The sequence below is a fragment of the Rhizobium sp. RU20A genome (assembly GCF_900155885.1).
Lineage (GTDB): Bacteria > Pseudomonadota > Alphaproteobacteria > Rhizobiales > Rhizobiaceae > RU20A.
Map to the genome: position 1 here is coordinate 1 of NZ_FTMB01000008.1, position 25,234 is coordinate 25,234.

The window sequence follows — 25,234 nt, forward strand, 5'->3', positions numbered from 1 at the left end:
ACCCGAAAACCGCCTTTGTGGTGTCGAAAGCCGACGAGATGACCGAAGACGGCGCGATGGACTGGTTCAGGCGTACCAGCGGCGGCAAGCGGCGGGTTCTGATCTTCGTTCATGGCTTCAACACCACCTATGCCGATGCCGTGTTCCGCTTTGCCCAGATTACCCATGATATTCACGCCGATGCGGCGCCGGTTCTTTTTACATGGCCATCGCGAGGCAGCACGCTCGACTATGTCTATGACAGGGAAAGCACGATCTATTCCCGCTTCGGGCTGGTGGCCGTGCTCGAAAAGGCGATCAGCAGCCCCGATGTGGCCGACATCACTGTGCTTGCCCACTCGATGGGCACATGGTTGACCATGGAGGCGCTGCGGGACGTGGCGATGAAATCCGGGCGTGTCTCGCCGAAGGTGCGCAATGTCGTGCTGGCGTCCCCGGATATCGATGTCGACGTGTTCAGGCGGCAGGTCACCGAGATGGGAGCGCAACGGCCGCGCTTCACGGTCTATGCCTCGCGCAATGATATGGCGCTGGCAGCCTCCACCTTCATCGCCGGGGATGTCGGCAGGCTCGGATCGATGGACCTCAGGCCCTACAAGGCGGAACTGGCACGTGAAGGCATCAGCGTGATCGATGCGACGGACGTGAAGCAGGCGGACATGCTGGGGCACACAGCCTTTGCGCAGAATTCCGAGATGTTGCAGGCACTCGCGGCCCGGCTGTCTAGCCAGCGGATCGATACCGACGATGCGGGGCTCGGGTTACGCCTTGCCCGAACCGGAGCACAGGCCATCCGCTCCACCATCGCATCCCCCGTCCGCCTGATTCAACTCGGTTACTGAGGTTGCAATCTCGGCTCACCTGTTGTGATGTGTCCAACCAGAGCGATTTTACAGGTTGCTATATCGGCGGAAGAAGATCACATGGACGCGAACGTGATATTACTTCTTCGTAACAAGAACTGATATCAACCGTCATTGATCAGAACCGTTGCGACTACTTTCGTCTTCCGATTGACATGATCTTCCATGGTCTGTTCTGCAGGGTCTCTCCAAGCGCCGGATCAATACTCCCCAGAAGTGCCGTTTGAATCTTCCCCAGTTTGCGCCGTAGCCGGTCTTCCGGGGCGCGCCCCGGAAGACCGGCGGCGCGTCGTCATCGATACTCCTTCCGATGTCCGGAAGGAGGGAATTGGTGATCAAGCTGAGGGAGACGATGATGATCCTGGATTTGCATCGACAAGGCCTGTCGGTGTCGGCGATCGCCAGGCAGACTGGCATCGACCGCAAGACGGTGCGCAAATATATCGAGCGTGGAATGGAGGCTCCCGCTTATGGTCCGAGGAAGCCGAGATCGACAGTGATCGATCCGTTCGCCAGCTATCTTCGCGAGCGCGTGAAGGCCTATCCGGGCCTTACAGGCAGTCGACTGCTTCGCGAGATCAGGGAACGCGGCTACACCGGCGGCTATACCGCCGTGACGGATTTCCTCCGGGATGTGCGGCCGCCGGCGACAGCGGGGTTCGAGGTCCGCTTCGAGACGCCACCCGGCGAGCAGGCGCAGGTCGATTTCGCCCAGTTCCATGTCGTCTTCACCGACGAGCCTATGACGCCGAGGATCGTCTGGCTGTTCTCGATGGTGCTCGGCCATAGCCGGCTCATCTGGGCGCGCTTCGTCATGCACCAGAACCTACCCACAGTGCTGCGTTGCCACGTGGCGGCTTTCGAGGCGATCGGCGGCGTGCCAAGGGAGATACTCTACGACCGGATGAAGACCGCGGTCATCGGCGAAGGCCAGACGGAGGGCATCGTCTATAATCGCGCCCTCCTCGATCTCGCCCGCCATTACGGCTTTCACCCCAGAGCGTGCCAGCCCTATCGTGCCAAGACCAAAGGTAAGGTCGAGCGGCCGTTCCGCTATATTCGGGAGGACTTTTTCCTGGCGCGGACTTTCCGCAACCTCGACGACCTCAATGCCCAGCTCCGGCATTGGCTGGATACCGTCGCCAATCCGAGAGTGCATGCTACGACGCTGCGCGTGGTCAACGAGGCCTTCGCCGAAGAGAGACAGCATCTGCGGCCGCTGCCACTGGCTCCTTTCCGGGCGGTGTTGAAGCTGGAGCGACGCATCTCGCGCGAGGGCATGGTCAGCGTCGGCGGCAATGCCGACAGCGTCCCGGACGCGACCAGGAGCCGGCTGGTCGAAGTCCATTCGCTTGCCAATGAGTTGCGCATCTTCGAGAACGGAACCCTAATCGCGGTCCATCCGATCCTGGAGGGCCGCAAGCAACGGCGCGTGCAGCCAGACCACCGACGGAACATCACCGCTCAGCGCTCCGGGCCAAAGGCAAGTGATGCCGGCGTTACACTCCAGCCCATCGGTGACAAAGTCCCGCAGCGGCCCCTGGCTTTCTACGATGCCGTCGGCAAGGCCCTGGCAAGGGAGAACCGCCCATGAGCGCCGCTCTCGATGCCATGCCGTCGATGATCGACCGCATTCGTCACGATCTCGTCGGTTTGAAGATGCCACGCGCGCTAGAGGCGCTGGACCATGTCGTGCGCCGCATCGAGCACGGAGAGCTGTCGGCCCTGGAAGCGATCAATATCCTGCTGTCGGAGGAACTAACACTACGCGAGAACAGTCGTATCAAGACGGCGCTCAGGATGGGAAGGCTCGCCACCATCAAGACCCTGGGCGGCTCCGACTTCACCTTCCAGCCGTCGCTCGACAGGGATCGCATCTTCACGCTTGCTCAACTCGGCTTCATCGAGCGCAACGAGGCCGTCCACTTCCTCGGACCGCCGGGAACAGGCAAGAGCCACCTTGCAACTGCACTCGGCGTCGAGGCCGTCAAGGCTGGGAAGAGCGTCTACTTCTGCACGCTCGCTGACATGATCACATCGCTCGCACGAGCGGAGCGTGAAGGCCGGTTGCAGGAGCGCATCCGCTTCTTCTGCCGCCCCAGTCTGCTGATCGTCGATGAGATCGGTTATCTGCCCGTCGTCACCGGCGGCGGCAATCTGTTCTTCCAGCTCGTCAATGCCCGTTACGAGCGCGGGGCTATGATCCTGACCTCAAACCGTGGCTTTGCGGAATGGGGCGATGTCTTCGGCGATCCCGTCGTCGCAACGGCGTTGCTCGATCGGCTCCTGCATCATGCGGTCGTCGTTCAAATCGAGGGCTCAAGCTATCGGCTACGCCAGCACGCCGAGCTCATGCCCGAGCATGTGCGCTCCAAAGCCCTCATCACGCTGCCGGCCTTCGCACCGCCGCCAAGGCGCGGACGACCGCCGAAAAATGGTCACACCGTCCTGTCGTCCACCTCGGCATAACTGGGGAATTTTACTTCGGCACTTCTGGGGAAATTTGAAGCGGCATTGACACGGCTTGCCGGGCCGGGAAAAGTCGAGCACAACGCCCTTGTGATAGGCCCACAGATCGAGATCGCGAGAGATGAACTCGCTGCCGTTATCGACACGAATGACCGCCGGATAGCCAATCTGGCGGCATGTGCGTTCCAGGGTCTGGACGACGTCTTCCCCCTTATAGCTGAACCGTGCATCGACAACCGGCGAGAAGCGGGAGAAGGTATCGACGACCGTTAGGACCCTGATCCTGCGGCCGGTAGCCAGCTGGTCATGCACAAAGTCCATGGCCCAGACATGGTTAGACCGGGTCGCTGCGGTCCGGTCTGAACGCAGCTTTGCCTTCACCCGCCGCTTTGGCACCTTGTTGCGCAGTTGAAGGTCCATCTCCTTGTAAAGACGATAGATTCTCTTCGGATTGACCGGCCATCCGTCACGCTTAAGCAGTATATGCACGCGCCGGTATCCATACCGGACACGTGTCTGGCAAATGTCTCTGATCCTCAGCTTCAGTTCAGCCTGCTCGCCGCGTTTCGACTTGTAGACATAGAGCGACCGGTCGATATTGAGGACCGCACAGGCCCGGCGGGTGGATATCTTCCAGTCGGACCGGACCTTGTCGACGAGTGAACGCTTGCGGGCAGGCTTCAGAGCTTTTTTGACAGAACATCCTGTAGCATAGCCTTATGCAGCGAAAGGTCGGCGACGATCCGCTTCAGCTTGGCGTTCTCCTCCTCGAGCTGACGCAACCGCTTCATCTCGGACGGCATCAGACCCGCATACTTCTTGCGCCAATTGTAGAACGTCGCATCGGAAATGCCCGCCTTTCGGCAGACCTCGCCGATCGGCGTGCCGTCCTCCGCCTGCTTCAAAACAAACGCGATCTGCGCCTCGCTAAACTTCGATGCCTTCATCGGAACTCTCCTCTCTCCCAGCAGGGACGATAAATGGAAAATTCCAGTTCTAAATGGCCCAATTTACTGGGGGCACGTCAGGTTCGGCCAATTGTTAAGGTAGACGATGACGCCTAAGCCCCGCGTTAACCATACGCGGGCTCTTTGTTCCGGATGCGTTCTGATCCCTTGCCGGAGTGCGTTCTCCGGGCTATGTCGACGGTGTCCGCAGAAACTGAACATCTGCAGACACTTAGCGGTCCCCGCCGGTGCGCCAACACCGAACGGGGGCCTGACCAGCAACCTTCCTTGGAAAGGTCCCCGGCTATGTCGACCCTTAAATGCTTCGCTTCCCGCACGGAAGCGGCTTCTCCCTCTCTCCCCACCACACAGCGGCTTCTGCCCGACTGGCGCTCACAGATTTAGGCCGAGCATCCAGGCCAATCGACCGGGCAGCAGGGCGTGAACGCAACGCGCTTGCATCGCGAACCCGTGCCGCGTCCCTGCCCAGTTGATCCTGTAGCCCTCAGGAGAGAGACAATGACAAACACTATCGAAGTCGGCGCCACCGCGCCCGTCTACCCACACAGGATCGACTCCTCGGCGCTTTCGCCATCGCTGGCGGCGCTGGTTGACGATGTCGTGACGCCGGGCCTGTCGCGCGAAGCGCTCGGCCGCGCGCTCGATGCCGGACTGAATGACGTCACCGCGGCCCTGCGGGCCGTGCCGGTCGCAGAGGGCAAACTGCTGGAGCGCGGCATCAGCCTGGTTGCGGGTGCCAATCCCGATCTCATCGTGCTGACCCAGAACCTGCGCCTGCCGGTGACGCGGGCCGCCAGCGAACTCGTCGACAGGAACGACCCGGCCCTTTACCGCTCGCTCAGCCTCGACGCCGACAGCGGCGGGCGAAAGAGCTATACGCCCGATCTTCTGCTTCTCAACCGGCGCACGGACGTGGCGCATCTCGTCGATGTGAAGCGCAGTCTCGGCTCCTACGAGCTATCGCGGATTGCGGAACTGAAGCATCGCATGCTGGCGGCAGCGCTCGTGGTGCCCGATCTTCTCTACAAGGAGTACCGGCGTCTCAATGCCAAGGAGGTGCGTGTCGTCATCCTCAACGCCGCAAACCAGCGCGCCGATATTGCCGGCGGTGTCTGGCCGCTGTCGCATCTCGACCACCTGCTTGAGGTCACGGGCGCAGGTGCCGCCATGGCGGAGCTGCGCGATCTGTTCCAGCGCCGGGTCGGGCAGAACTGGACGGCGGCCCTTGCTGATCAGGCACGGATAACGTGTGAGCGAACGGACGTCCCATCCCTGGCACCTGGTGATGATGCCGAGCCTCGCTTGACGCCAACAGACGCCGCTGATGATCCCGGCCAATCGGATCAGGGCTGGCGCCATCGGCCGCCGGTGTCGATCGGCTTTGCGCGGGCACCCCGCGCCGTCGGCGCATAGGCGCGCTCGGCCACCCACACCTTCTTCGTTAGTTACCCCGTTTTGCCGCCTGGCCACCGGTCAGGCGATGAGGAGACGTCTGTCATGACGCCATCGACTTCCAACATCATCCCCTTTCCGATTGTGCCTGTGCGCGGTCCTGTGCCGGTCACGCCGTGTACCGCACTGACCTCTGCCAATCCTCTGGTTAGCATGCTTCCTGGTCAGTCCACGCTTTCGGAGCCCGCTGGTCACGCGGACCCTGCGGCGGACGATCACGCCGCACATGTCGCCACCGTCGTGCGGGCTGCCATCACGTTCGCGCGCCGCAAGGGTGTCGCTCTCGACAGCCTGCCGCCGCAGCTTCGCGTCTGGCTGCTGGCCCTATGCGATGCCGGCGATCCGACCTGCCGCATGGTGCGGGACTGGCTGGCGGGAAACCGTCGCTACTGCTCTCCTCCCGCCGGGGAGGACGCGTGATGGAGACTTTGACCGATCGCGTGACGCGTCATCTCCTGACCGTTCTTCGCCACCGTGCCCTTATGGCGACCTTCCACCGTGCGCAGAAGGCCGGGCTCCTTACCGCGACGGCCCTGCGCGGTCATCCCGCGTCGCAGACGGCCTTTAGGGCGACGGACGAGGCGCGGCGCATCCTGTCAGGGACGCCGGCCCGGGATCGGGAGATCATCGCGCGGCTCCTGCGGACCAAGGGCGCACAGCGGCATCAGCGGGATACACCCTTCGACTTCACGATCTCAGCGCCAGACGGGGCGGTGAATGGCACCTCAGATGGCGCGGCAGACCCTGCCACCTGCGCCATCGGTGAGATCGATTTCCGATACATCGCAACATGTCTCACCGCGCAGCTGCCCGCGGCAAACCCGGTCCATGTCGCCGTGGCACTTCTCCTCGCGCGCGCCATCGGCACCAGCTTTGCAAACAGGGAGGCGCTTACCGCGGTACTCAGGGCCCCGGCTCCCTTCCTGCTCATCAAGGCGCCGGTCAAGCGCTTCGAGACGTGTCTCGCCGCGATGCTGGAGGAGGGCCTGATCCTGCCGTTCAAGCCGGCCCTCGACGATGTCCTGCGCAACACGCCCCTGTCGGGCCGGTTCCGGCAGTCGGCAGAGACCGGCCAGCGTCGGCTGAGGACGCTGTCCGGAAAGACGGTCGCGTCCGTGGAGGAGACGATGGTGAGGCGACACCTCCGCCAGGCCCTGACGGACGAGCCCTGCCCGATCATCCTCGTCGATGAGACACGAGCGCCCCTCACGCCGGTTGTGACAGCGACCGCCGACATGATTGCCGAATGCCCCGGCTTCGACCACGCCATGATCGCCGAGCTGTTGCAGGCTTGCTGCGGCACGCCGCCGAGCCACAGTCTGACGCTGATGGAGGCGATGGGCTTTGAACCCGATCGCCTTTCCCTGGACGACATTGCGCTCGCCATCCGTCCGGATCGCGGCCCGGAGCAGACGCTGTCGGTCATGGCCATGCTGGCGGCGCGGCATGACGGAGAAGACAGCGAGACGGAGAAAGCGGGTAGCGAAGACGGGCAGCCGTCAGATACCGGGCGACAAACCAGCAAAGCCCGGCAGAAGGCGAAGTCCAAGGGACATGAGATCGAGATCATCGAGCCCGTGACACTGAGGCCAGAGACGATCGCGAAAGGGTCTGTCAGCGACAAGGGCCGTCCTGCCGAGACGAGAGATAGCCGCGACCGGACGCTGCTGGTGGAAACGCTGTCCGGCTACGGGGCGGCCCGCGACTGGGCATTTGATCTGAAGGCCGATCTGTCGCTGTGGCGAGACGGTCAGCTGACCTGGGACGCGATGAGCACCCGTCTGCTGCTCTCGGGGCCGCCGGGGACGGGCAAGACCCTGTTTGCGCGGGCGCTGTGCAACACCTTGCAGGTGCCCCTGCTCGCCACCTCCGTCGCCGACTGGCTGGAGCCCGGCTTTCTCGGCGATGTCCTGCAGCGCATGTCGGGTGCCTTCGCCTTTGCCGCTGAGAAGGCCCCGGCAATCCTGTTCATCGACGAGATCGACAACATCGGCTTACGGCACGCATCGGGGGCGAGCCGGAACTACGACGACTACTGGACCTCGATGATCAATCGCATGCTCGAGCTGCTCGATGGCGCATCGCGGCGCGAAGGCGTCATCGTCGTCGGGGCGACCAACCTGCCGGAGCGGATCGACCCCGCCCTGCTGCGCTCGGGACGGCTGGAGACCCATATTCCGATCTCGCTTCCGGATGTCGATGCGCTCATCGGTATTCTGGCCAGCCATCTCGGCCCCGATCTGGAGCGGGTGCTGGCCTCGGCACCCCCTCCCCGCGTTGCAACACGTCTCAAGCCCCCACCTGCCATCAATGCCCAGCCGCTGCGACGGAGCAGGAGGCCATCGACCGCACCCGACACGGACCGCGATACAACAAGCGACACAGATAGCGACACGGGCAGCAACACGCAGGCCACGAAAGGACCCCGCCATGAAGACCGGTGAACACCCGCAGTCCCTCGACAATCTGCGCCCGCTTGCGCTGCTGGCCCTTGGACGCAGTGGAGCGGATATCGAGCGTCTTGTTCGCGAGGTTCGCCGCTCGCTGAGACGCTTAGGCAAGCACATCGTGTGGAGCGACATCGAGACGGCACTGCGCCAGGCACAGCCCCGCCTGTCCGACGAGCTTGCCTGGCGCGTCAGTGTTCACGAGGCGGGCCATGTCCTCGTCTATACGCTGACGGGGATTGCGGAGGTCGAAAGCGCCAGCATTGGACTGAATGGCCTCGGCAGGGTGACGACCGTTGCCAACAGCCATCTGCCGGAGACCGAGGCATGGCTGATGAACTCCATCGCGGCAACGCTTGCGGGACGGGCTGCCGAACGGCTGGTGATCGGCGATGTCCTGGCCGGGGCGGGCGGCGCGGCGGAAAGCGATCTGGCCCGGGCAACGGAGATGGCTCTTGCCGCCGAGACCCGGCTCGGCTTCGCCCGCCACCGCCCGCTGCTGTATCGCTCTGCAAGCACGGCCAGCCATGCCCTTACGATCGATGACACCCTCGCGGCGCGGGTTGATGCAAGGCTCACTGCCGCAGAAGCGATCGCGACCCGGCTGATCGAGGCGCATCGCGACCGGCATCGCGCCATCGCCAGGCGCCTGGCCGCCGCCACCGTCGTCGAAGGGGATGAGTTGCGGGCGATGCTCGACGGTGCGGTCGAACCCGATGCATAGAAGCCTGCTGATGCGGAAATGATTTCCGCATCGGGCCTACGCCAGAACCCCGTATCTGGCTCCAAAACGCCGATTCCCGCGCAAACGTCGTGATAGGAAGTAACGGAGGGAAGACAGAGGAATGAGGTGATCGTTTGCACAAACGAGGAAGGGCCGGCAGGGGCTGGGAAGTGCAGGCCGGATGAAGTCAAAGCCGGGTCGCAATAGCGCTATGGTCACGGGGCAGGCACATCTTGCAAGCAGCGCCAAGGTCATGGTTTGAACAAAGACAAGCTGGGGGCATGGGCGCGCTTGAGAGCCATAACGTCACCGGCATTCATGCTCTGGCTGCCGTCAAGCCTATGCAATGCCAGTCCATCAACGATCTCATCGCGGACGCGGACGAGCGCAGGCTTCGCGTTCTTCCGCTTGGGTCAGCAAGCTGGTGATCTTTTGCACAAGGGAGCATCTGTCGCGCAATTGATGGCACCTTGTGTGCGGCCCACCCTCGCCAGCTTTAGCATGCAGCCCGTCCGGTATGACGCTGTTCCCTTTGCATGCGAAAGCAAACGGTGTTTGCACCTGAATCGCTTTCTGGTGGAAAGGAATCGCCCGCCGCGATATCGGAATCGAGCCAGCGTAAATTGAGTTGATGTGTCTCAATTTGCGGCCGATTTGATCTGAGGTGTCGGCGAGGTCCGCTGCATTGGACTGCTTTCTCCAGAAGCCACTTCTGTTGCTCCACGTTCACCGGACTAGAAGTGAAACGGGTGCAGGGAAGAAGCAGTTGTTCAGAACCGATAGCGCAAGCTGAGCTGCAACCGACTGTTACCAGCGTCTCGTTTAAGGTTTCAGGTCAGTCATGCCATCATACGGGGTGGTTCGGTTTGGCTGAACAGTTGCGGGTATTTCGCAAAGTGCATTTCCGCCTCGACTATGCCGTCACCATCATTGGTACCAAGGCGTTGAAGTAGGCCTGATCCGGCGTTTGCCGGTGAAGATGAACGCGGCGCGTGTTGTAAAAAATCAGATAGCGGCGATGCTGGCGAGAGCCTCGGAAACTGTTTTGTAGGCGTGGAGATAGACCTTTTATATTTGATCGGGAGGGTTGCGACATTGCCTGTTGCACCGTCGCGCGCCAACTATGATCGCATAACCGGAACCAAGCGGTCACCGGCAAACCCGGAGGCATTTCAAACTGAAACGGTAGCCCGATATTGATCGGGGTGCGGGCCGCCTTCACGTCATGACCCGCAGTGTTGGATTCCGGTTTGCGAGGTCAAGCGTCACATCGAGAAGGGTTGCGGCGCCTTGCACGATATCATCGGCGGCGACGAATTCTGCCTCGTTGTGACTAATGCCGCCGCGGCAGGGAACGAAGATCATGGCACTCGGCGCGATGCGGTTCACGAACAAAGCGTCGTGAAACGCTCCCGACGTCATTCGCCGATAAGCGACCCCCTGTGTCTGGCAGGCGGTTTCGATCGCAGCAGTCAGCACCGGCTCGAACACGCCGGGCGCCATGTCGAGGCGCGAAGCGATCTCCAAGGAGCACCTCCACCGCTCTGCCGCCATCGCGCATGTGGTACGCACCTGTTCCTCGAGATCCGCAAGCAACATTCTTTCCGGATGGCGGATATCGATCGTAAACGTCACCCGTCGAGGGATGACGTTGATCGAGCCGGGCTCTAGCGAAAGGCGTCCAACGGTCAGCCGCGCCTGCGGATCGACCACCATGACAGTGGCCTGCAAGGCCGCAATGGCCTCCGCTGCCGCCGCCATGGCGTCCTTGCGGAATTCCCGGGGCGTGGTTCCGGCATGAGCCGCCTCCCCGGTAAGGGTGACTTCCAGCCATTTCGTCCCCTGAACGGCGGTCACCACGCCGATGGGAACGCCCTCGCGCTCCAGCACAGGTCCCTGCTCGATATGCAACTCGATGAAGGCGAAGACCTCCGGTCGCTCGGGCCGTATCATGGCCTCCGGAAGCGCGGCGAGCGTGTCGGCCAGGTCCTGCGCAAGATGGGTTCCATCCGGCGCCGCCGCAGCGTTCCATTCGTTGATGGCATGCAAGCCCGCAAAAGCCATGGACCCCATGCAGCCGGGAGCGTAGCGACAGCCCTCCTCGTTGGTGAAGGCCACCACCTCGATGGGTCGCACGGTCGCGATACCGGCATCCTCAATCGCCTCCAACACCTCGAAGGCGCTGAGGGTGCCGAGCGCTCCGTCGAAGCGTCCGCCGGTGGGCTGGCTATCCAGATGGCTGCCGATCAGCACCGCGGGCAGACCGTCATGGTTGCCGCGGCGGCGAACAAAGAGATTGGCCGCCTCGTCCTGGAAGATCGAAAAGCCGCGCGCCTGTGCCCGCTCTGCGAGGAGCCTGCGAGCGGCGCGATCCTCCGGGCTCAGCGCTTGCCGGTTAACGCCCCCGGCCGGCGTCGCACCGATGGCTGCGAACTCGGCAAGCGAGCGCAGAAGCCGGGAGCCGTTGACCGCAGCGGCAAAGCTCATCGATGCAGGCCTGCGATGAAACGGGTGACGCGCTCGGGCTCTACAGCATTCCACCATACACCGTCGTATTTCAGCGCGCTGGCGATGATGACGCCATCCGCGACGGACAGGATGTCGTTTGCATTTTCGTGGGTCACACCACTGCCCACCAGCGTTGGCAGGCCGGCCGCTTGCTTGATCATTCCGATATAACCGGTGTCGGCGGCATGACCGGTCCGCTGTCCCGTCGCAATGATGACATCGGCATCGAAAAAGACGAGGTCCTTGACCTGCTCCTCGACCGGCCGGTCGCCGACGATGGCATGGGCGCCGTGCTTGACGTGGGCATCGGCAAAGATGCGGATGCCGCGAGCGCGCAGATGGGCACGGTAGCGCATGGCGCGGGCCGATTCTCCCTCCACGATGCCTTCGTTGGCGACGTAGGCATTGGCCCACTGGTTCACGCGGATGAACGAGGCCGAGGATGCCGATGCGATGGCAAGCGCGGGAATGGCGGCATTGGCGAGCACATTGATGCCGATTGGCCGGCCAAGCTCCCGGCGAATCCGGTCGGCGACGACCGCCATGTGGGCAGAGGTTTCGTGGCCGATATCGTCGGGCTTGGAGAAGGGAACGTCGCCGTGGTTTTCGACGATCACGGCATCGCAGCCACCATGGAGATAGGCTTTCGCATCGGACAGACCGCGCGCATAAATCGCCTCGACCCCCTCGTCGTCATAGCGCGGCGCGCCGGGAAGCGGCATGAGGTGCACCACCCCGATGATCGGCTTGTCGCGCCCGAAGAGGGTATTCAGCACCGTGTTGTCCTGTCGTCCGATGGGGTTGCTCATGATGGTCACGCGATGTCCGGTTTCGGGGATGGAAGGAGGGCGGCGAGTTCCGCCCGCGAGGGAAAGGCAGCCAGTGTTCCGGTGCGGCTGACAGAAAGTGCCGCGGCGGCACTGGCGGCGTCGGCGGCACGCGCCAGGGGCAGGCCACGATGCAGAAGCCCTGCAAGGGTTCCCGCAAAGCAGTCACCGGCGCCGCTCGTATCAACCACGTCGACGTGGCGGGCCGGAATGTGGAGGGTCGCCCGGCCGTCCAGCACAAGCGCGCCGTCGCCGCCGAGCGTGATCACGACCTGGTCGATGCCAAGCGCGCGCAGCCGCCCGGCCGCCGCCTGCGGATCAGTCTCTCCCGTCAGCCTTTCAGCCTCCGGGCGGTTGGCTATGAGAAGAGAGACGCTGTCGAGTTCCATTTTGGCGGCAGACAGGGGGCTCGGATTGAGGACCGTGAAAAGGCCCGCCGCACGGGCCTGCCGAAGGCAGGAAGCCGTGACCGATGCCTGTAGATTGCCCTGCATCAGCAGCATGTCGCCCTTCTTGAATGCCTTGATCAGCATGCCCTCGCGGAGGGGGTCGAAGGCGGTTGCGCAGCCAGCCGCGGTGACAATGACGTTTTCGCCCCGTCGATCCACAAGCACGACGGAGCGATCGCTTGGGAGGTCGAGACGCGACAGGCGAAGATCATCGATCTCGGCCGAAAGCATATCGTGCATCCGCTGTGCGAACGCATCCCTGCCAACTGCCGTCCAGAGAGTGACGGCGGCGCCGGTGCGCGCCGCTGCAACTGCCTGATTTGCACCCTTCCCGCCCAGTCCTTCGTCGACGGCATCCGCGTTCAACGTCTCGCCCGGCTGCGGAAGCCGCACCAGGTGAAAGCTGCTGTCTACGCAGACATTGCCGACGACGTGGATGGCCATGGGGATAGGCTCAGTCCGTCGCCCAGGCGAGCATCTGTTCGAACAGGGTCTTGTATCCGGGCCAAGCGATGAACTCCGGCGGCAGCCAGTGCGGTCCGACATCCGACGTCCAGACCAGCGTGCGGCCCTCGCCGTAGGTGCCGGTGACGAGCAGCGGCAGGGAACCGTATTCGCTGGAGACCGTCATCAACTGCTCGGCGCCGTCCTTCAGCGTCACTTCGTTGAAGCCGAGCAGATAGGGGAACTCGCCGGAAATGCCCTTGAGGATCGGATGGGTGGCATCGCCTGATACAACGGGCGTGAAGCCTTCGGGAACCTCGACACGATCGTCGAAGGCGAGGCAGGAGACGGGCAGAACCTCTTCCACGGCCGTGTTCCGGAAGCGCGCGCCACCATTGATGCCCTGGAAGGAGTAGTAGCCGCCGAACATCAGCAGTGCGCCGCCCTTGGCCACATATTCCTTCAAGAGCTTCAGGCGGTTGGGCGTGCGCTTGGAATGGATCCAGGTGTCGGGGTGCAGCAGCAGCGTATTGGCGCCGATATCCGACAGCACGATCGCGTCATAGGCCTGCAGCCCTTCGAGCGTCATCGGGAAATCGCGCTGCGCCTCGTGGGCGGGCATGAAGGTCACGTCGAACGGGCTGTCCTTCAGCGCGTTCAGAAGTTCATCCGCGCCAGTGTGGTAGGTCACGGTCGGAAACTGGTCGAAGCCCTTGATATGTGTTGCGGTCGACACCCAGGATTCGCCGGCGAGCAGCACTTTTTTCTTGGTCATGGAAACTCCCTGAAGGATGGCCGTGGCTTACCGCCCGGCGGAAAAGACGGTTTTCGGATTTTCGACCAGCATGCGGTCGATGGCGGCCTGATCCACGCCATGGCGTTTCAGGCGCGGCAGGAAATGCTTGAGGATGTAGCCGTAGCCGAAGCCGCCATAGCGGGTGAGCATGATCTTCAGGAACACATCCTGCGACAGGAGCAGCCTGTCGGCAAAGCCCTTGTCGACAAGCGTGGCGATGGCACGCGCATTCTGCTCGTCGGAGGGCGATTGCGCGTCCTGATCGGCGTAATAATAGTCCATGCCGATCATGTCGTATTCGAGGAAGGCGCCGCGCCGGGCGAGCGCCATCTGGTAATCGAGATCGTCATGGCTCGGGTTCATGTGGCAGAGCACGGTGTGGCGAAGATCCGCACCCTCCTCCTGAATGACATCGAGAACGCGATGGGCGAGCCGTTCCCAGCCCGGCAGGTGGATGGAGAGCGGCAGGCCGGTAAGACGCGAGGCGCGGGCCGAGGCGCGCAGCGACTTCTCCTCTTCCGCCGTGAAGTGACGGCTGACGCCGACCTCGCCGATGATGCCGGCCAAGATCTCGGGCTGGGTTTCCCCGCCCCCGACATCGTTGACGATGAAGGCCGTGACCTCGTCAACATCCATCGCCTTCAGCCAGTCGGGATGGGTGTGCTCAAGATAGAAACCGGTGCCCATGACGATCCGCAGACCCGACATGCGCGCGATACGGGCCAGCCCCTCCGCATCCCGGCCGATACCGAAATTGGTGGTCTCGACCACCGTGCAGCCGCCGAGCGCCTGGAACCGCTTGAGTTCGCCGAGTGCAAGATCGCCATCATCCAGCGAAACGTTGTCGCGGTTCATGTAGGGGTTCATGCGCAGCTCGCCGATGATCTCCATGGAGACCTTCTGCTCGGCGATCGCCTTCTCGTCCGGATGACAGGGGCAGATCCAGCTGCGTGCGCCATCGAGAAAGATGTGCTCGTGCATCAGCGTGATGCCGAGGTCATCGACCGGAACGGGGCCGGTGACCGTCATCGCGCATCCGGTCGAAACCCCGATCGGATGACGCGGGCGCGTCGCGTCGGCAAACAGGTGATCCAGCATCTCAGCGCCCCTTCGCCCCGCCGCGGAACAGGCGGAAATTCAGCCAGATGGCCACGAGGATGATGAAACCGGTGACGATCGGCGTGAAGAAGGGCGACAGGTGCGACAGGATGAGCCCGTTGGCGAGAACCGCGACGGTCAAGGCACCGAGGATCGTTCCGGCCAGCGAACCGCGCCCGCCGAAGAGGCTGGTGCCGCCGAGAACCACGGCTGCGATGACGTCCAGCTCGAAGCCCTGGCCGGCGTTGGACGAGCCGGAGCCGAGACGGGCCGAAAGAATGATGCCGGCCGCAGCCGCAGCCGTACCCGAGAGGACATAGACCCACAGGATGATGCGCTTGGTGTTGACGCCGGCACGGCGCGTGGCTTCGTTGTTGGCCCCGACGCCGGTGACGTAGCGGCCGAAATGCGTTTCGTTGAAGACCAGATAGGCAATGGCGAGAACGGCGACCGCGATCAGCGCCGGCGCGGGAATGCCGAACACCCAGGCCCGGCCGATCAGCACGAAGGGGCTCGTCGGCTCGATGGGTATGGAGTAGCCGCCCGTGATCAGCAGCGCGAAGCCGCGGATGACCGACAGACCGGCGAGCGTCACGATGAAGGCGGGGATGCGTTCATAGGCAATGAAATAGCCCTGGATGACGCCGACCAGCGCGCCCAGCGCCAGCATCATCAGGATGGCGAAGGGCCAGGGAATGCCGGCCTGTAGCGCGGCCGCCGAAAGCGTCGCCGTCAATGCAAGGACCGAGCCGACCGACAGGTCGATGCCACCCGTGGTGATGACGAAGGTCATGGCAGCCGCCACGATCAGGAGCGGCGCTGACTGCCTGACGATGTTGAGCAGGTTCGGCGCCGTCAGGAAGGCGTCTGTCGTCAGCGAGAAGAAGATGCAGCAGACGATAAAGAACAGGCCGATCGACATGACGCCGCCATTGGAGATGGCCTTGTCGAGAAGAGTCGCCTCGCGCATGCGCGGTGCATGGCCGGTATAGGCATTGGGTTCGGAGCTCATGCGGAAAGGCTCCTTTCAGCCTGATGGCCTGCGGACCGGGCAGCGAACTTGCGCCCGACGATGAGGTTGACGACCTCTTCGATATTGGTGTCCTCGATCCGCCGCTCGGCGACGTTGCGGCCTTCATACATGACCTGAATGCGATCGCAGACGAGGAAGAGATCCTGCAGGCGGTGGGTGATGAGAATGACCGAGACGCCGCGCTTCGAAACTGTGCGGATCAGTTCCAGCACCGCCTCGACTTCTGCGACGGCAAGGGCTGCGGTCGGCTCGTCCATGATGAGCACGGAAGGATTGAAGGAGGCCGCACGGCCGATCGCGATCGACTGACGCTGGCCGCCTGAGAGATTTTCCACCTTCATCCGCGTGTCGGGAATGACGATGCCGAGGTTGGAGAGCATGTCCCGAGCCCGCTCATGCATCAGCTTTTTGTTCAGCACGGGAACGCCGCCGATGCGGCGCTTCGGTTCGCGGCCGAGGAAGAGATTACCAGCAACGTCGATCGTGTCGCAGAGCGCGAGGTCCTGATAGACCATCTCGATGCGAGCGGCGCGCGCATCAGCGGGCGACGCAAACGAGACGGTCTTGCCGTCGATCTCGATCGTGCCGCTGTCCGGGATGACGGCGCCGGAGAGAACCTTGCTGAGGGTGGACTTGCCCGCGCCATTGTCGCCGACGAGGCCGAGGACTTCCCCGGGCTTCAAATCCAGCGATGCGTTGTCGAGCGATTTCAGCGCGCCGTAGCGCTTCGATATGCCGGCCATGCGGACGCGGCTGACGGCAGTGTCGGTCATGTGCGATGCCCTTGCGAGGAATGCGACTGCCCGCTCCCGGCGGGGAAACGGGCAGTCGGCGACAGTCCAGCTTACTTGAACATCTCGCGATACTGATCGACGTTGGCCTTGGTCACGATCGTGACGGGCACGTTGATGATCTTGTCGATCGTCTTGCCCTTCTTCACCTTCATCAGCGCTTCGACGGCGGCCTTGCCTTCACCGGCCGGGTCCTGCTGGATAACGGCGGTCACAAAACCCTGATCGATGCCGTCAATGGCCGACTTCGTCAGATCCCAGCCGAAGACCTTGATGGAGTCCTGACGGCCTTGGCTCGTGACGGCGGAAACGGCCCCGAGCAGCGCGGGCTCGCCCGTGGCATAGAGCGCGTTCATGTCGGGATTGGCCGTCATGAGGTTCTCTGCTGCCGAAAGTGCAACGTCCTGTACGTTCTGGCCATCGACCGTGTCGAGGAAGGTGACCTTCTCTCCGCCTTCGGAAACCGCAGCCTTGAAGCCATCGAGGCGCTGGTTCTGGATGAACGAGTTGAGAGCGCCGACGACGCCGACCTTGGCTTCACCGTTCATGTCGCTCTTCACATAGTCGGAAAAGAACTTGCCGATCTCCTTGCCGGCCGCTGTGTTGTCCACGCCGACGAAGGCGATGTTGTCACCCTCGGGAATCTGCGCGTCGATGGCGATGACCGGAATGCCGGCGTTCTTCGCAGCCGTGATGGCCGGCTTTACGCCGTTGACGTCGATGGCAACCAGGATGATGCCGTCGACCTTCTGCGTGATGTAGTTCTCGATCGCGTCATTCTGCGCGGCCGGGACGTTATTGGCGTTGAAGATCACCAGATCCGCACCGACAGCCTTGGCAGCCGCCGTCGCGCCATCATTGATCTGGTTGAAGAACAGCGCCTGCTGGTTGATGGTCACCAGCGCGAAGGTTTCTGCAAAGGCATGGGAGACGCCCATGGAAAGCGTCATGGCGACGGCTGCGGCGCAGCCGAGAAGATAGCGAGTCCGACCCATTTTTTGGTTCCCCTTGTAGGATGCCTTTTCCGGCATCGATCTGACGGGGAGGAGTATTCAAGTAACTTGAATTCTTGTCAAGCGTCTTGAATTGACCCGATGGGATTGTCGCTGCGGTGGCTTCAGAATGTCGGAGGCGTATTGACCCAGAAGATGGACGCCCGCTCTGTGCCGACATTGCGGTACCAGTGCGCCAGCTCGGAGTTGAAGACGAAGCTGTCTCCTGCCGAGAGACGGAAGGTCTTTTCCGCGATCATCAGCTCGATTTCCCCCACCAGCACATAACCGACCTCCTCGCCCACATGCTGGATCGGCCCGGCGCTTTCCCCACCGACGTCGATGTGGTGGATATTGCATTGCAGAAGATGCCCCGGCGAATAGGGGATAACGCGCTCCAGCGAAATGCCTTCGCCGCGACGCAGGGGATCAAGCGAAATCAGCGGGCGCTTCCCGGCCCGGAACACGACACTTTCATCGGCATCGGTTTCCTCGAACATCCAGCCTATGTTGGAATCGAGCGCCTGGACCAGCCGATGCAGCATCGGCAGCGAGGGAGACGCCTTGCCGTTCTCGATCTTCGACAGCAGGCTTTCCGAACAGTCCGCCGCCAGCGCCAGCGACTTCAACGTCAGCCCACGCGTTTGCCGCGCAAGCCGGAGACGGGCACCGAGCCTCTGCGGATTTGAATGGATCTTGTCCTCTCGCGCGCTATCGGCGGCAAGAGTAGGATTGGCGATATTCATGGTTGGGTGTTCGCATCTCTTGATGCGCCATTATAGGGGTGCGCTGAAGGACCTGTCCAGTCGAGCAGGAAAAGGCCCGAAAGGTCGGCCGTGCAGAAGCGAAATGCGCTTCCTGAACCACGCCGGCCAACCCTCAAACACCGTGGAATGACATCAGGCTTCTCCTTCATCGCCATCTGGTGTCACTCACCCCAGCGCTTAAAGCAGACCGGCACCCAATCCCACCTCGGCAAGCGCAGTCACGGAGGACAGCCGTTGGCATTCCCGACGGCATCAACTGCACGGTGTTCGCGGTGTCAGCTCGTAAACCTCCGAGCCTTCATTGCGGAAGACACCCATCGGGGTCTTGACCGATCCGCCACCGCTCGACACGAGTTTCCCTGCAGAGCCATCCGGGGAGAGCGTCACGACGTAGCTGCCCTTCCCCCACACGGCAAAGCCTCCAAGCACACCCTCATATGCGTAGGTTCCATGCGTTGCGTCGGTCGGTGTGAACGTGTTCGTCACGCCGCTACCAGAAATGACGAAGGGTTTGCTGAAATCGCAGATATTGCCTTCCCCATGGTAGGCATCGGCGCCACCGGATGCAAAAAAGGCTGCCGTGTCGGTATCGAAATCCACCGAGGCAAGGCCGACCCCGCGTTTTGAGCGCGCGACAAGGTTGACGCTTGCCTTCTGGTTGGCGGCGCCAGGCGCGCTGTAGCTGAAACGGGCATCAGCGCGTACCCTGGTGTTCGCGGGGTTGAGTGTCGCTCCTCCTTGCAAGGTCGCAACCACGGTTCCACCGGTTGGCTGGCCGTCCATTCTGGCACGGGGTTTGGCAAGAACGTCGAAGGCGGTGGACGGCGCGACTTTGCTGCGCTTCGATGGCGTCGTCTCGACAGACAGCGTGACGCAGTGACCATTTTCGATGGCACGCTCGATACCGATCACGATCTGACCCGCAGCCAGTTCCGCCGTGGCGCGAATGCTGTCCGCAATTTCGAAGGCTCCCGCCGTCGCCTCACCGCCTGGTGTGTTCACAATCCGGTCGCGCACCGGCGTATCGCCGACCCTCGTCCAACGGACATTCGCCTTGCCGCCGGTCTCGCTGCCGGACGCGGTGTAATCCACATTCGTATCAGCAACGAGGCCCGCATTGCGTGCCTCGTCGTCGAACTGGAGTGTGCCATCCACCGTGACGTTCACGATCGCGTTCGCGGCGCCTCCCTTTCGCGAGACGAAGCTCCTCGAACTGAGAGAAATCGAAACACGCCCATCCGAATTCGGGCAGCGGTCGAATTTGATCTTGGTCTCGACCTTGCCGCTGAGGCCGCCCGGCAAATCGCCCTCATAGGCTTTCTCGATGGAGATCGCGCCGTCCTCGACCTTGACAGCACCACCCGAATTGCTCGGGGCTTCCACCGGCGTCTCGCCGCTTTCTGACCTTGCCTCGGCGAGTTTTCCGGCCAGTGTGGCTTCCATCATCGACGAACCCGGGCCGATCAGCGCAAGTGCACTACCGGTATCAGCACGAGCTTCCGGGACGAACATCGATGTCACCACGATTGCCATACCGAACCCCAGCTTCCGGCTGTGCATGCCCGCCTCCCACAGCGCTTGTCGTCTTTAGCCAATCCAAGGAACACCAGTGGCTCGGCGCACACCCATGTCTCGGCTTGTTTACCGTCCGCGAGAGACGCCAAAGAGCGACGCTTCCCGGAGACGAAACGGAAAACACAATAGAGAAATCCCACCGGGGCGGTTCAGCCATTCGTGGGTGTAATCACCTCCGTTCGGCGTTTTAAGGCGTGAGCTTTCACCGATCTGAAGAAAGTCACGATTCCCGCGCGGAGGCGATTGCCGATGCGGAAATCATTTCCGCATCCTGCCGGCCATCAAAGGGCAGATCCTAATCCCGAACGCCGATTCCCGCGCAAACGCTGTTATCAGGAGTAACGGGGGGAAGACAGAAAAATGAGGTCATCGTTTGCACAATCAGGGACAGGCCAGCAGGACCGGGAGGTCGGTGAACGCATCCGTATAGCAGCCCCTCACCCGGATCGCGTCGTGGCCTTATCTCCAAGGTGGCGCTTTGGCCGAAACGGATAGAGACCATCGGCATATTTGAGAGCCAGGGCATCGAAGACGTCCATGCTCTCGTCGCCATCGAAGCCTTGCACCACCAGCCCATCAACGATCTCGTCGCGGACGCGGGCAAGAACCTTCTTCGGGTCCTTTCGCCTGTTCTGGACACCGACGATCATCTGCCAGAGGAACATGCGGGCGATGTCGTCGCGCGAAGGGCGGCGTTTTGCGCGCGCCCCTGCCCTCACTTTGCTCTGGCGGATGACTTGTTCGGCATTACGCTCTTTCTTCGACTTGCGCGTCATTGTGGTCTCCGGGTGTCGGTGGGCACGGCAAAGGGGGTGAATGCAATCGGTGTTTGCGTGTGAATCGCGGTTTCGTGGAAAGGAATCGCCCGCTCCGCGAGCGGAATCGCGCCAGCGTAAATTGAGATGAGGTGGCTCGATTTGCCCTGATGTGATGTGAGGTGCCGACAATGTGCGACGCGTTTCATGCACCTTGCCAAGCGTTGCCCCGCATCCTGCGTGACACGAGCTCGCTGCCACTCCCCTGCCCCGCCGCGCTGGCACGCGAGGCAGACGCAGAGGAGCTGTGGGGCCTCGGGCTTGCCGGAGCCGTCATTCCGGCAAGCCCGACCGACGCTAGCCGCCGGTGACGACAAGGTTTGCGCTTGCCGCGGACGGATGTACCGCCTCCTTCTCACCATCGCCCTGATCATCAGGCGCGTCGCGATCCGGCACATTTTCCTCCAGCTCCATGTCGTCCTCGCCAGTCGGCTCCACCGCATCCAGCGGCGGGACGGTCTCCAGAACTTCGCGGCCGGCAGAGATGCCCACTTCGGCGCTGGCAGGCTGCGCCTTCTCCGGAAGAGGATCGCCGTGAACCACGAAGCGCAGGGTCGGCAGAACCTTGCCCGTTACCCAGGCGGGGAACTCCTCCTTGGAGGGCCAGCGGGATGACTCACCGAGACGGGTGATGAGGCTCGGGACGGAGGCCCATCCGGAAGGCAGATTTGCTTCCGCCACTTGGGTGCCTCCCTGCTCCGGATCCACCTGCTTCGGATAGATCACCGAGCGAAGAAGCAGAGACGCCTTGCAGCCATCCATCTCGATCTTGTCGGCAAGCGCCTTCTTCGAGAGGCTCTTGCCGCTGGCAATGACGGCGGCGGCCTCCTCGACAGCCTTCAGGATGCGCTTGGCAAGCTGGGTGAAGAAGGCAACTTCATCCTTCATCTTTGCTTCCGCCGCACGACGCAGCCCCGCCGCGCCACCGATGGCGCCCTTCGTCTGCGCCCCGGCATCCGTCGCCGTCTTCGTCATGGCTTTCACCTGACCGACGGTCAGACGCTCGCCGCCCTCGATAACGGTCAGAACCTCCTCAACCTTCGGAGGGGTTGCGCTGGCAAGTACAAACATCACGGTCGGAGCGACGGCGGCCTCTTCCAGCCGCGCACGCCAGTCCTGCAGGTGTTCGTGAATGGCCACATAGTTGCGGCCCTGGCGCGGGGTATAGCCACACACCGTGCTCATCCAGCGCCCGAACATCTTTTCGGGAAGCACGGCCTTGGCACGCGCGAACTGGAAGCCGCGCTCGAAAGCCTGGCCGGCGGTGCTGCGTCCCATGGACGTGACAGCCTCATGCACCTCCTTCAGCAGTGGTGCGTGTTCGGCAGGGATGACGATACCCGGCGCCTTCTTCGTCTTGGTCTCGGTGGTCTTGGTCTTGGCAGTGCGCATCATGGTCTCCTTCTCGGCTTGATGCAGGAACATCGGGACAATGGTTCCTCCTCACGCCGCCGCTCGGCGATGGCGTCACAAGGAAACATCGATGGAGTGGGAGGCGCAGATCAGGTCACGCGACGAGATCTGCGCCGGCGCTGAACGCTAAGAGGGGGTGGCTTCGAGAGCGGTCTCGTCGACATCCTCGATGCCCTCTCCCTCGACGCTCTCTTCCTCGACCCAGTCCTCCTCATCGAAAAAAGGAGGCAGTCCGTTAAACAGCAGGCCATAGAGGCTGAGATACTCCGCGCTGTCAGGGCCAAGGATGGATTCCTCCCAGGTCGGTTCGTCCCAGGCGCCCACCTGCTTGTAGGTCTCTACGTGGACAAACCGTTCGCCCTCGCACAGCCAGTGTGAGGTGATGTCGCAGGCGAGCGTGTTGAACAACGCACAGATCCAGCCCCGTGGCGGGTTCCAGGCCGTCTTGAACCGCAGCACCGTGCCGCCGGGCACCTCGCCGGCGAACGGATTACCGCAGGCATTCCACTTGGTGCCCCACATGTCACGTGCAGCATCCAGCGTATTGCCGACGAACACCTCCAGAAGCCGGCGGCCACAACCGCCTCGCCAGAGATTGATCGGCAACGGCACCAGCACCTCGAAGCTCAGAGCGCCGTTCTTGTCGAAGAGATACTGGGCGCAGTCGCTCAGCTTGATATCGTGCAGAAGCACTTCGTTGATGACGTGGGCAGGCATGGGAGCCTCGTCCTTTCAAAGGAGAACTGGGCGGCCGCGGTCGAAATCTTCGGCCACGGCCGCGATGGGACAGATGCTGTTCGCGCCGTCAGATCAGGAAATGCATGCGGTACACTGCGTGCAGGGCATCGACACATTCGAGGAAGCTGCGCACGGCCATGCGGATGCACTCGACATCGCCGGGCATCACACAGGGGGCCGTGTTCGTGCGGCGCAGCGTCATCATGATCATCGCAAGGTGCTCGTCACCGCCTTCGGCAATCGCCTGGGAGATGCGGATGCTCTCAATGTCGGGATCGATCGGGATACGAACGAAGTTCGGCCCGCCGCGCAGCACCTGTGTCACCGGTACGGCCTTGATACGGTCCTCGAAAACCACTACCCCATAGCCGGACATCATGGGATGAGCCGGCACGAAGCCTTGCTCGAACCCGGTCTTGAAGGCTTGGATGGCCGCCAGGCAGTCGTTGATCTCGGTACGCATACGCACTTCCTCTCGCTACGGCGGAGGGCAACCTTGAATTGCCGCTCCAGTTGAGTACCCATTCAGGATACCGTGCCGGCGAGGGAGCGATAGCGGTCCGCTCACACAGATTTCATTGAAAAGAAAACGATAATTCCTTCGATCTGCACCGTGTGCTATCTAGAAGAGTGCTCGCGCTCCGAGCACTCGTTTTCCGATTAGAGACAACTTTATGGAAAATTCAGGAATCCGTAGCCATTCCGGTTTCGGATTTCTTAGGCCGATGTCGCGTAGCTGGGGAGGCAGCGAACAAAGGAGAGTTCCGTGCCCGAAGAAGTGACGCCGCCATTCGATTTTAGCTCCATGCGCGGGGTGGAAACGCATAGATGGGAAGACGACGACACGTTTGATCTTCCGCCCCCGCAAAGCGAGGAGGAAGTACGCCTGGATCGGCAGGAGAAACGTGAGGTTCTGATCCGTCAGGTGTCCGAGGGATTGATGATGCCTGCGACTGCCGACGATATAGCCGTCACGAACCGACTTGGCCGTTTGTCGAGCCGCTTCAGACACAGCCCGGATCTCAACCCGGAACTGTCGTTCTGGAACGTCGAAATGACTGCGGCCTGGATCAAGGAAAAGAGCGCCGTCGCGGTCCACCGGCATTACGAACCCTACTATGCGGATATGACCGTATGGACGCAGTACCCGCCCTTTGCCCAGCGGCCGCGGCAAGCCTCGCGTGACGCCAGGACTGCCTCACTCCGCTATCGTCTGGTGACGCTTGAGAAGGCCCGCTTTGAGGGGCTCTATCATTGCTTCGATGGCAAACACAAAGCGCTCCCTCCCCTCTCCGAATTCTTCCCGACGCTTCGCGGCCAACTTGCCACCGGCGCCATCTCCGCGATCGGCACGCCGCTTCGACCCGATATCGACCGTCCACGCATTGCGGCGGGCTACTGGCAGACGGCCGACTTTGATGTGACAGACGAACACGGTGCATGCCTGCGCTTGCAAGGCACTGTGATCTTCCGGGACATTCAGTTTAACGCAGCCAAGCTTCTTTCGCTTTACCCGCCGCCGCTCTCCATGCGCATCAGCCCGGCCCGAGTCCGCCGGTGGAATAACGAGATCGTTCTGAATGAAGCCTACAAGGTCAGCATCGTGGAGAAGTTGCGCGCGGTCTTCCCGCGAGGGGTCCCCGACTGGCGTCCAAAGAAGACCCGTGATCGGGAGTTGCGGCGGGCGCTCGGCCCGGACCTCACGCGGCGATGGGGATGCGAAGCAGAGGGACGCCCGTTTAATGACGAGGCATTCTGCATTGCCATGGATCGCATCCTGGGTGTGGCGCTCAGGCCAGACGTCGTGGTGATCACGGGCTTTAAGGCCAAGGACGGTTGACCCGCCCGCCCGCATGCACCCCGACGCCACCACATGCTTGGTGGCGTCGCTTCCGGGAATGGTTGGTGTGTGACTGTTTGACTAAGGGGTCTCCACTGGAGTTGGGACCCCGCCTGCTTCGATGCAATCTAACCCCCCCCTTCATTCGGCCAGATAGGCATCGATGACGGCTCATTTGACAGCCGTGCAAACTTCCAATTCATATAATTCGTACAGTAAGTTAGC

General features: G+C 62.3%; 22 protein-coding genes and 2 pseudogenes. 8 read left to right on the plus strand and 16 right to left on the minus strand.

Going from position 1 to position 25,234, the window contains the following annotated elements:
* The 3 genes from F3H41_RS16825 to istB all read left to right on the plus strand — a co-directional run.
* A partial coding sequence (locus F3H41_RS16825; protein ID WP_188129511.1) for an alpha/beta fold hydrolase occupies nt 1-842 on the plus strand: 842 nt, incomplete at its 5' end.
* A gap of 352 nt (nt 843-1,194) precedes the next feature.
* Nucleotides 1,195-2,457 (plus strand): IS21 family transposase, encoded by a 1,263-nt coding sequence (gene istA, locus F3H41_RS16830; protein ID WP_149739855.1) that lies wholly within the window; start codon nt 1,195-1,197, stop codon nt 2,455-2,457.
* Nucleotides 2,454-3,332: an IS21-like element helper ATPase IstB gene (gene istB / locus F3H41_RS16835; protein ID WP_149739856.1), complete on the plus strand. Its 879-nt coding sequence runs from the start codon at nt 2,454-2,456 to the stop codon at nt 3,330-3,332. Before istA ends, istB begins: the two co-directional genes overlap by 4 nt.
* 51 nt (nt 3,333-3,383) lie before the next feature.
* Here istB and F3H41_RS16840 read toward each other — a convergent pair.
* Nucleotides 3,384-4,279 (minus strand): annotated as a pseudogene (locus F3H41_RS16840) (IS3 family transposase); the annotation flags it as partial.
* A 519-nt stretch (nt 4,280-4,798) separates the two neighbouring features.
* Between F3H41_RS16840 and F3H41_RS16845 the strand changes: the two are divergent.
* The 4 genes from F3H41_RS16845 (at nt 4,799) to F3H41_RS16860 (ending at nt 8,923) form a co-directional block, all read left to right on the plus strand.
* Complete coding sequence (locus tag F3H41_RS16845; protein WP_149739857.1) at nt 4,799-5,713, plus strand: hypothetical protein; 915 nt, start codon at nt 4,799-4,801, stop codon at nt 5,711-5,713.
* Nucleotides 5,714-5,797: 84 nt separating this feature from the next.
* Nucleotides 5,798-6,172 (plus strand): hypothetical protein, encoded by a 375-nt coding sequence (locus tag F3H41_RS16850; protein WP_149739858.1) that lies wholly within the window; start codon nt 5,798-5,800, stop codon nt 6,170-6,172.
* A complete protein-coding gene (locus tag F3H41_RS21440; protein ID WP_210246670.1) occupies nt 6,172-8,196 on the plus strand; it encodes an ATP-binding protein in 2,025 nt (674 codons plus the stop codon). Before F3H41_RS16850 ends, F3H41_RS21440 begins: the two co-directional genes overlap by 1 nt.
* Complete coding sequence (locus tag F3H41_RS16860) at nt 8,183-8,923, plus strand: ATP-dependent Zn protease (RefSeq protein ID WP_210246671.1); 741 nt, start codon at nt 8,183-8,185, stop codon at nt 8,921-8,923. Before F3H41_RS21440 ends, F3H41_RS16860 begins: the two co-directional genes overlap by 14 nt.
* A gap of 913 nt (nt 8,924-9,836) precedes the next feature.
* On the opposite strand, the pseudogene F3H41_RS16870 reads toward F3H41_RS16860, so the two are convergent.
* The 15 genes and pseudogenes from F3H41_RS16870 to F3H41_RS16940 form a co-directional block, all read right to left on the minus strand.
* Nucleotides 9,837-9,991, minus strand: a pseudogene (locus tag F3H41_RS16870) (IS3 family transposase); the annotation flags it as partial.
* Between the two features lie 150 nt (nt 9,992-10,141).
* Complete coding sequence (locus F3H41_RS16875) at nt 10,142-11,410, minus strand: Zn-dependent hydrolase (protein ID WP_149739861.1); 1,269 nt, start codon at nt 11,408-11,410, stop codon at nt 10,142-10,144.
* Entirely contained in the window at nt 11,407-12,240 is an 834-nt protein-coding gene (locus tag F3H41_RS16880; protein ID WP_149739986.1) for a BtpA/SgcQ family protein, read from the minus strand. Before F3H41_RS16880 ends, F3H41_RS16875 begins: the two co-directional genes overlap by 4 nt.
* A gap of 5 nt (nt 12,241-12,245) precedes the next feature.
* Entirely contained in the window at nt 12,246-13,151 is a 906-nt protein-coding gene (locus tag F3H41_RS16885; protein ID WP_149739862.1) for a PfkB family carbohydrate kinase, read from the minus strand.
* Between the two features lie 10 nt (nt 13,152-13,161).
* The gene (locus F3H41_RS16890) at nt 13,162-13,926 is read right to left on the minus strand and encodes a glutamine amidotransferase (RefSeq protein ID WP_149739863.1); all 765 of its coding nucleotides are present in this window, start codon (nt 13,924-13,926) and stop codon (nt 13,162-13,164) included.
* Between the two features lie 27 nt (nt 13,927-13,953).
* On the minus strand, nt 13,954-15,045 hold the full coding sequence (locus F3H41_RS16895; RefSeq protein WP_188129512.1) for a phosphotriesterase: 1,092 nt from the start codon (nt 15,043-15,045) through the stop codon (nt 13,954-13,956).
* Between the two features lies 1 nt (nt 15,046).
* Complete coding sequence (locus F3H41_RS16900) at nt 15,047-16,015, minus strand: ABC transporter permease (protein WP_244616255.1); 969 nt, start codon at nt 16,013-16,015, stop codon at nt 15,047-15,049.
* Between the two features lie 38 nt (nt 16,016-16,053).
* Entirely contained in the window at nt 16,054-16,851 is a 798-nt protein-coding gene (locus F3H41_RS16905) for an ATP-binding cassette domain-containing protein (RefSeq protein WP_149739865.1), read from the minus strand.
* Nucleotides 16,852-16,922: 71 nt separating this feature from the next.
* A complete protein-coding gene (locus tag F3H41_RS16910) occupies nt 16,923-17,864 on the minus strand; it encodes a substrate-binding domain-containing protein (protein WP_149739866.1) in 942 nt (313 codons plus the stop codon).
* A gap of 122 nt (nt 17,865-17,986) precedes the next feature.
* Nucleotides 17,987-18,607, minus strand: coding sequence for a cupin domain-containing protein (locus F3H41_RS16915; RefSeq protein WP_149739867.1), 621 nt, complete (start codon nt 18,605-18,607; stop codon nt 17,987-17,989).
* 273 nt (nt 18,608-18,880) lie between these two features.
* Nucleotides 18,881-20,188 carry a hypothetical protein gene (locus tag F3H41_RS16920; RefSeq protein WP_149739868.1) on the minus strand — a complete coding sequence of 436 codons (1,308 nt, stop codon included), beginning with the start codon at nt 20,186-20,188 and terminating at the stop codon, nt 18,881-18,883.
* Nucleotides 20,189-20,640: 452 nt separating this feature from the next.
* Nucleotides 20,641-20,979 (minus strand): hypothetical protein, encoded by a 339-nt coding sequence (locus tag F3H41_RS16925; protein WP_149739869.1) that lies wholly within the window; start codon nt 20,977-20,979, stop codon nt 20,641-20,643.
* Between the two features lie 336 nt (nt 20,980-21,315).
* Nucleotides 21,316-22,410 carry a hypothetical protein gene (locus tag F3H41_RS16930; protein ID WP_149739870.1) on the minus strand — a complete coding sequence of 365 codons (1,095 nt, stop codon included), beginning with the start codon at nt 22,408-22,410 and terminating at the stop codon, nt 21,316-21,318.
* Between the two features lie 147 nt (nt 22,411-22,557).
* Nucleotides 22,558-23,148, minus strand: coding sequence for a hypothetical protein (locus F3H41_RS16935; RefSeq protein ID WP_149739871.1), 591 nt, complete (start codon nt 23,146-23,148; stop codon nt 22,558-22,560).
* Nucleotides 23,149-23,236: 88 nt separating this feature from the next.
* Nucleotides 23,237-23,632 carry a hypothetical protein gene (locus F3H41_RS16940; protein ID WP_149739872.1) on the minus strand — a complete coding sequence of 132 codons (396 nt, stop codon included), beginning with the start codon at nt 23,630-23,632 and terminating at the stop codon, nt 23,237-23,239.
* A 303-nt stretch (nt 23,633-23,935) separates the two neighbouring features.
* Between F3H41_RS16940 and F3H41_RS16945 the strand changes: the two genes are divergently transcribed.
* Nucleotides 23,936-25,009 (plus strand): hypothetical protein, encoded by a 1,074-nt coding sequence (locus F3H41_RS16945; RefSeq protein ID WP_149739873.1) that lies wholly within the window; start codon nt 23,936-23,938, stop codon nt 25,007-25,009.
* The last annotated feature ends 225 nt before the right edge of the window (nt 25,010-25,234 follow it).

Bases quoted from the DNA above. Each gene is read 5' to 3' on its own strand.
- F3H41_RS16910 (WP_149739866.1), bottom strand. From the start codon at position 17,864: ATGGGTCGGACTCGCTATCTTCTCGGCTGCGCCGCAGCCGTCGCCATG.
- F3H41_RS16915 (WP_149739867.1), bottom strand. From the start codon at position 18,607: ATGAATATCGCCAATCCTACTCTTGCCGCCGATAGCGCGCGAGAGGAC.
- F3H41_RS16925 (WP_149739869.1), bottom strand. From the start codon at position 20,979: ATGACGCGCAAGTCGAAGAAAGAGCGTAATGCCGAACAAGTCATCCGC.
- F3H41_RS16850 (WP_149739858.1), top strand. From the start codon at position 5,798: ATGACGCCATCGACTTCCAACATCATCCCCTTTCCGATTGTGCCTGTG.
- F3H41_RS16860 (WP_210246671.1), top strand. From the start codon at position 8,183: ATGAAGACCGGTGAACACCCGCAGTCCCTCGACAATCTGCGCCCGCTT.
- F3H41_RS16875 (WP_149739861.1), bottom strand. From the start codon at position 11,410: ATGAGCTTTGCCGCTGCGGTCAACGGCTCCCGGCTTCTGCGCTCGCTT.
- F3H41_RS16895 (WP_188129512.1), bottom strand. From the start codon at position 15,045: ATGCTGGATCACCTGTTTGCCGACGCGACGCGCCCGCGTCATCCGATC.
- istB (WP_149739856.1), top strand. From the start codon at position 2,454: ATGAGCGCCGCTCTCGATGCCATGCCGTCGATGATCGACCGCATTCGT.
- F3H41_RS16930 (WP_149739870.1), bottom strand. From the start codon at position 22,410: ATGCGCACTGCCAAGACCAAGACCACCGAGACCAAGACGAAGAAGGCG.
- F3H41_RS16900 (WP_244616255.1), bottom strand. From the start codon at position 16,015: ATGCGCGAGGCGACTCTTCTCGACAAGGCCATCTCCAATGGCGGCGTC.
- F3H41_RS16885 (WP_149739862.1), bottom strand. From the start codon at position 13,151: ATGGCCATCCACGTCGTCGGCAATGTCTGCGTAGACAGCAGCTTTCAC.
- F3H41_RS16940 (WP_149739872.1), bottom strand. From the start codon at position 23,632: ATGCGTACCGAGATCAACGACTGCCTGGCGGCCATCCAAGCCTTCAAG.
- F3H41_RS16905 (WP_149739865.1), bottom strand. From the start codon at position 16,851: ATGACCGACACTGCCGTCAGCCGCGTCCGCATGGCCGGCATATCGAAG.
- F3H41_RS16880 (WP_149739986.1), bottom strand. From the start codon at position 12,240: ATGAGCAACCCCATCGGACGACAGGACAACACGGTGCTGAATACCCTC.
- F3H41_RS16890 (WP_149739863.1), bottom strand. From the start codon at position 13,926: ATGACCAAGAAAAAAGTGCTGCTCGCCGGCGAATCCTGGGTGTCGACC.
- F3H41_RS21440 (WP_210246670.1), top strand. From the start codon at position 6,172: ATGGAGACTTTGACCGATCGCGTGACGCGTCATCTCCTGACCGTTCTT.
- F3H41_RS16920 (WP_149739868.1), bottom strand. From the start codon at position 20,188: ATGCACAGCCGGAAGCTGGGGTTCGGTATGGCAATCGTGGTGACATCG.
- F3H41_RS16935 (WP_149739871.1), bottom strand. From the start codon at position 23,148: ATGCCTGCCCACGTCATCAACGAAGTGCTTCTGCACGATATCAAGCTG.
- F3H41_RS16845 (WP_149739857.1), top strand. From the start codon at position 4,799: ATGACAAACACTATCGAAGTCGGCGCCACCGCGCCCGTCTACCCACAC.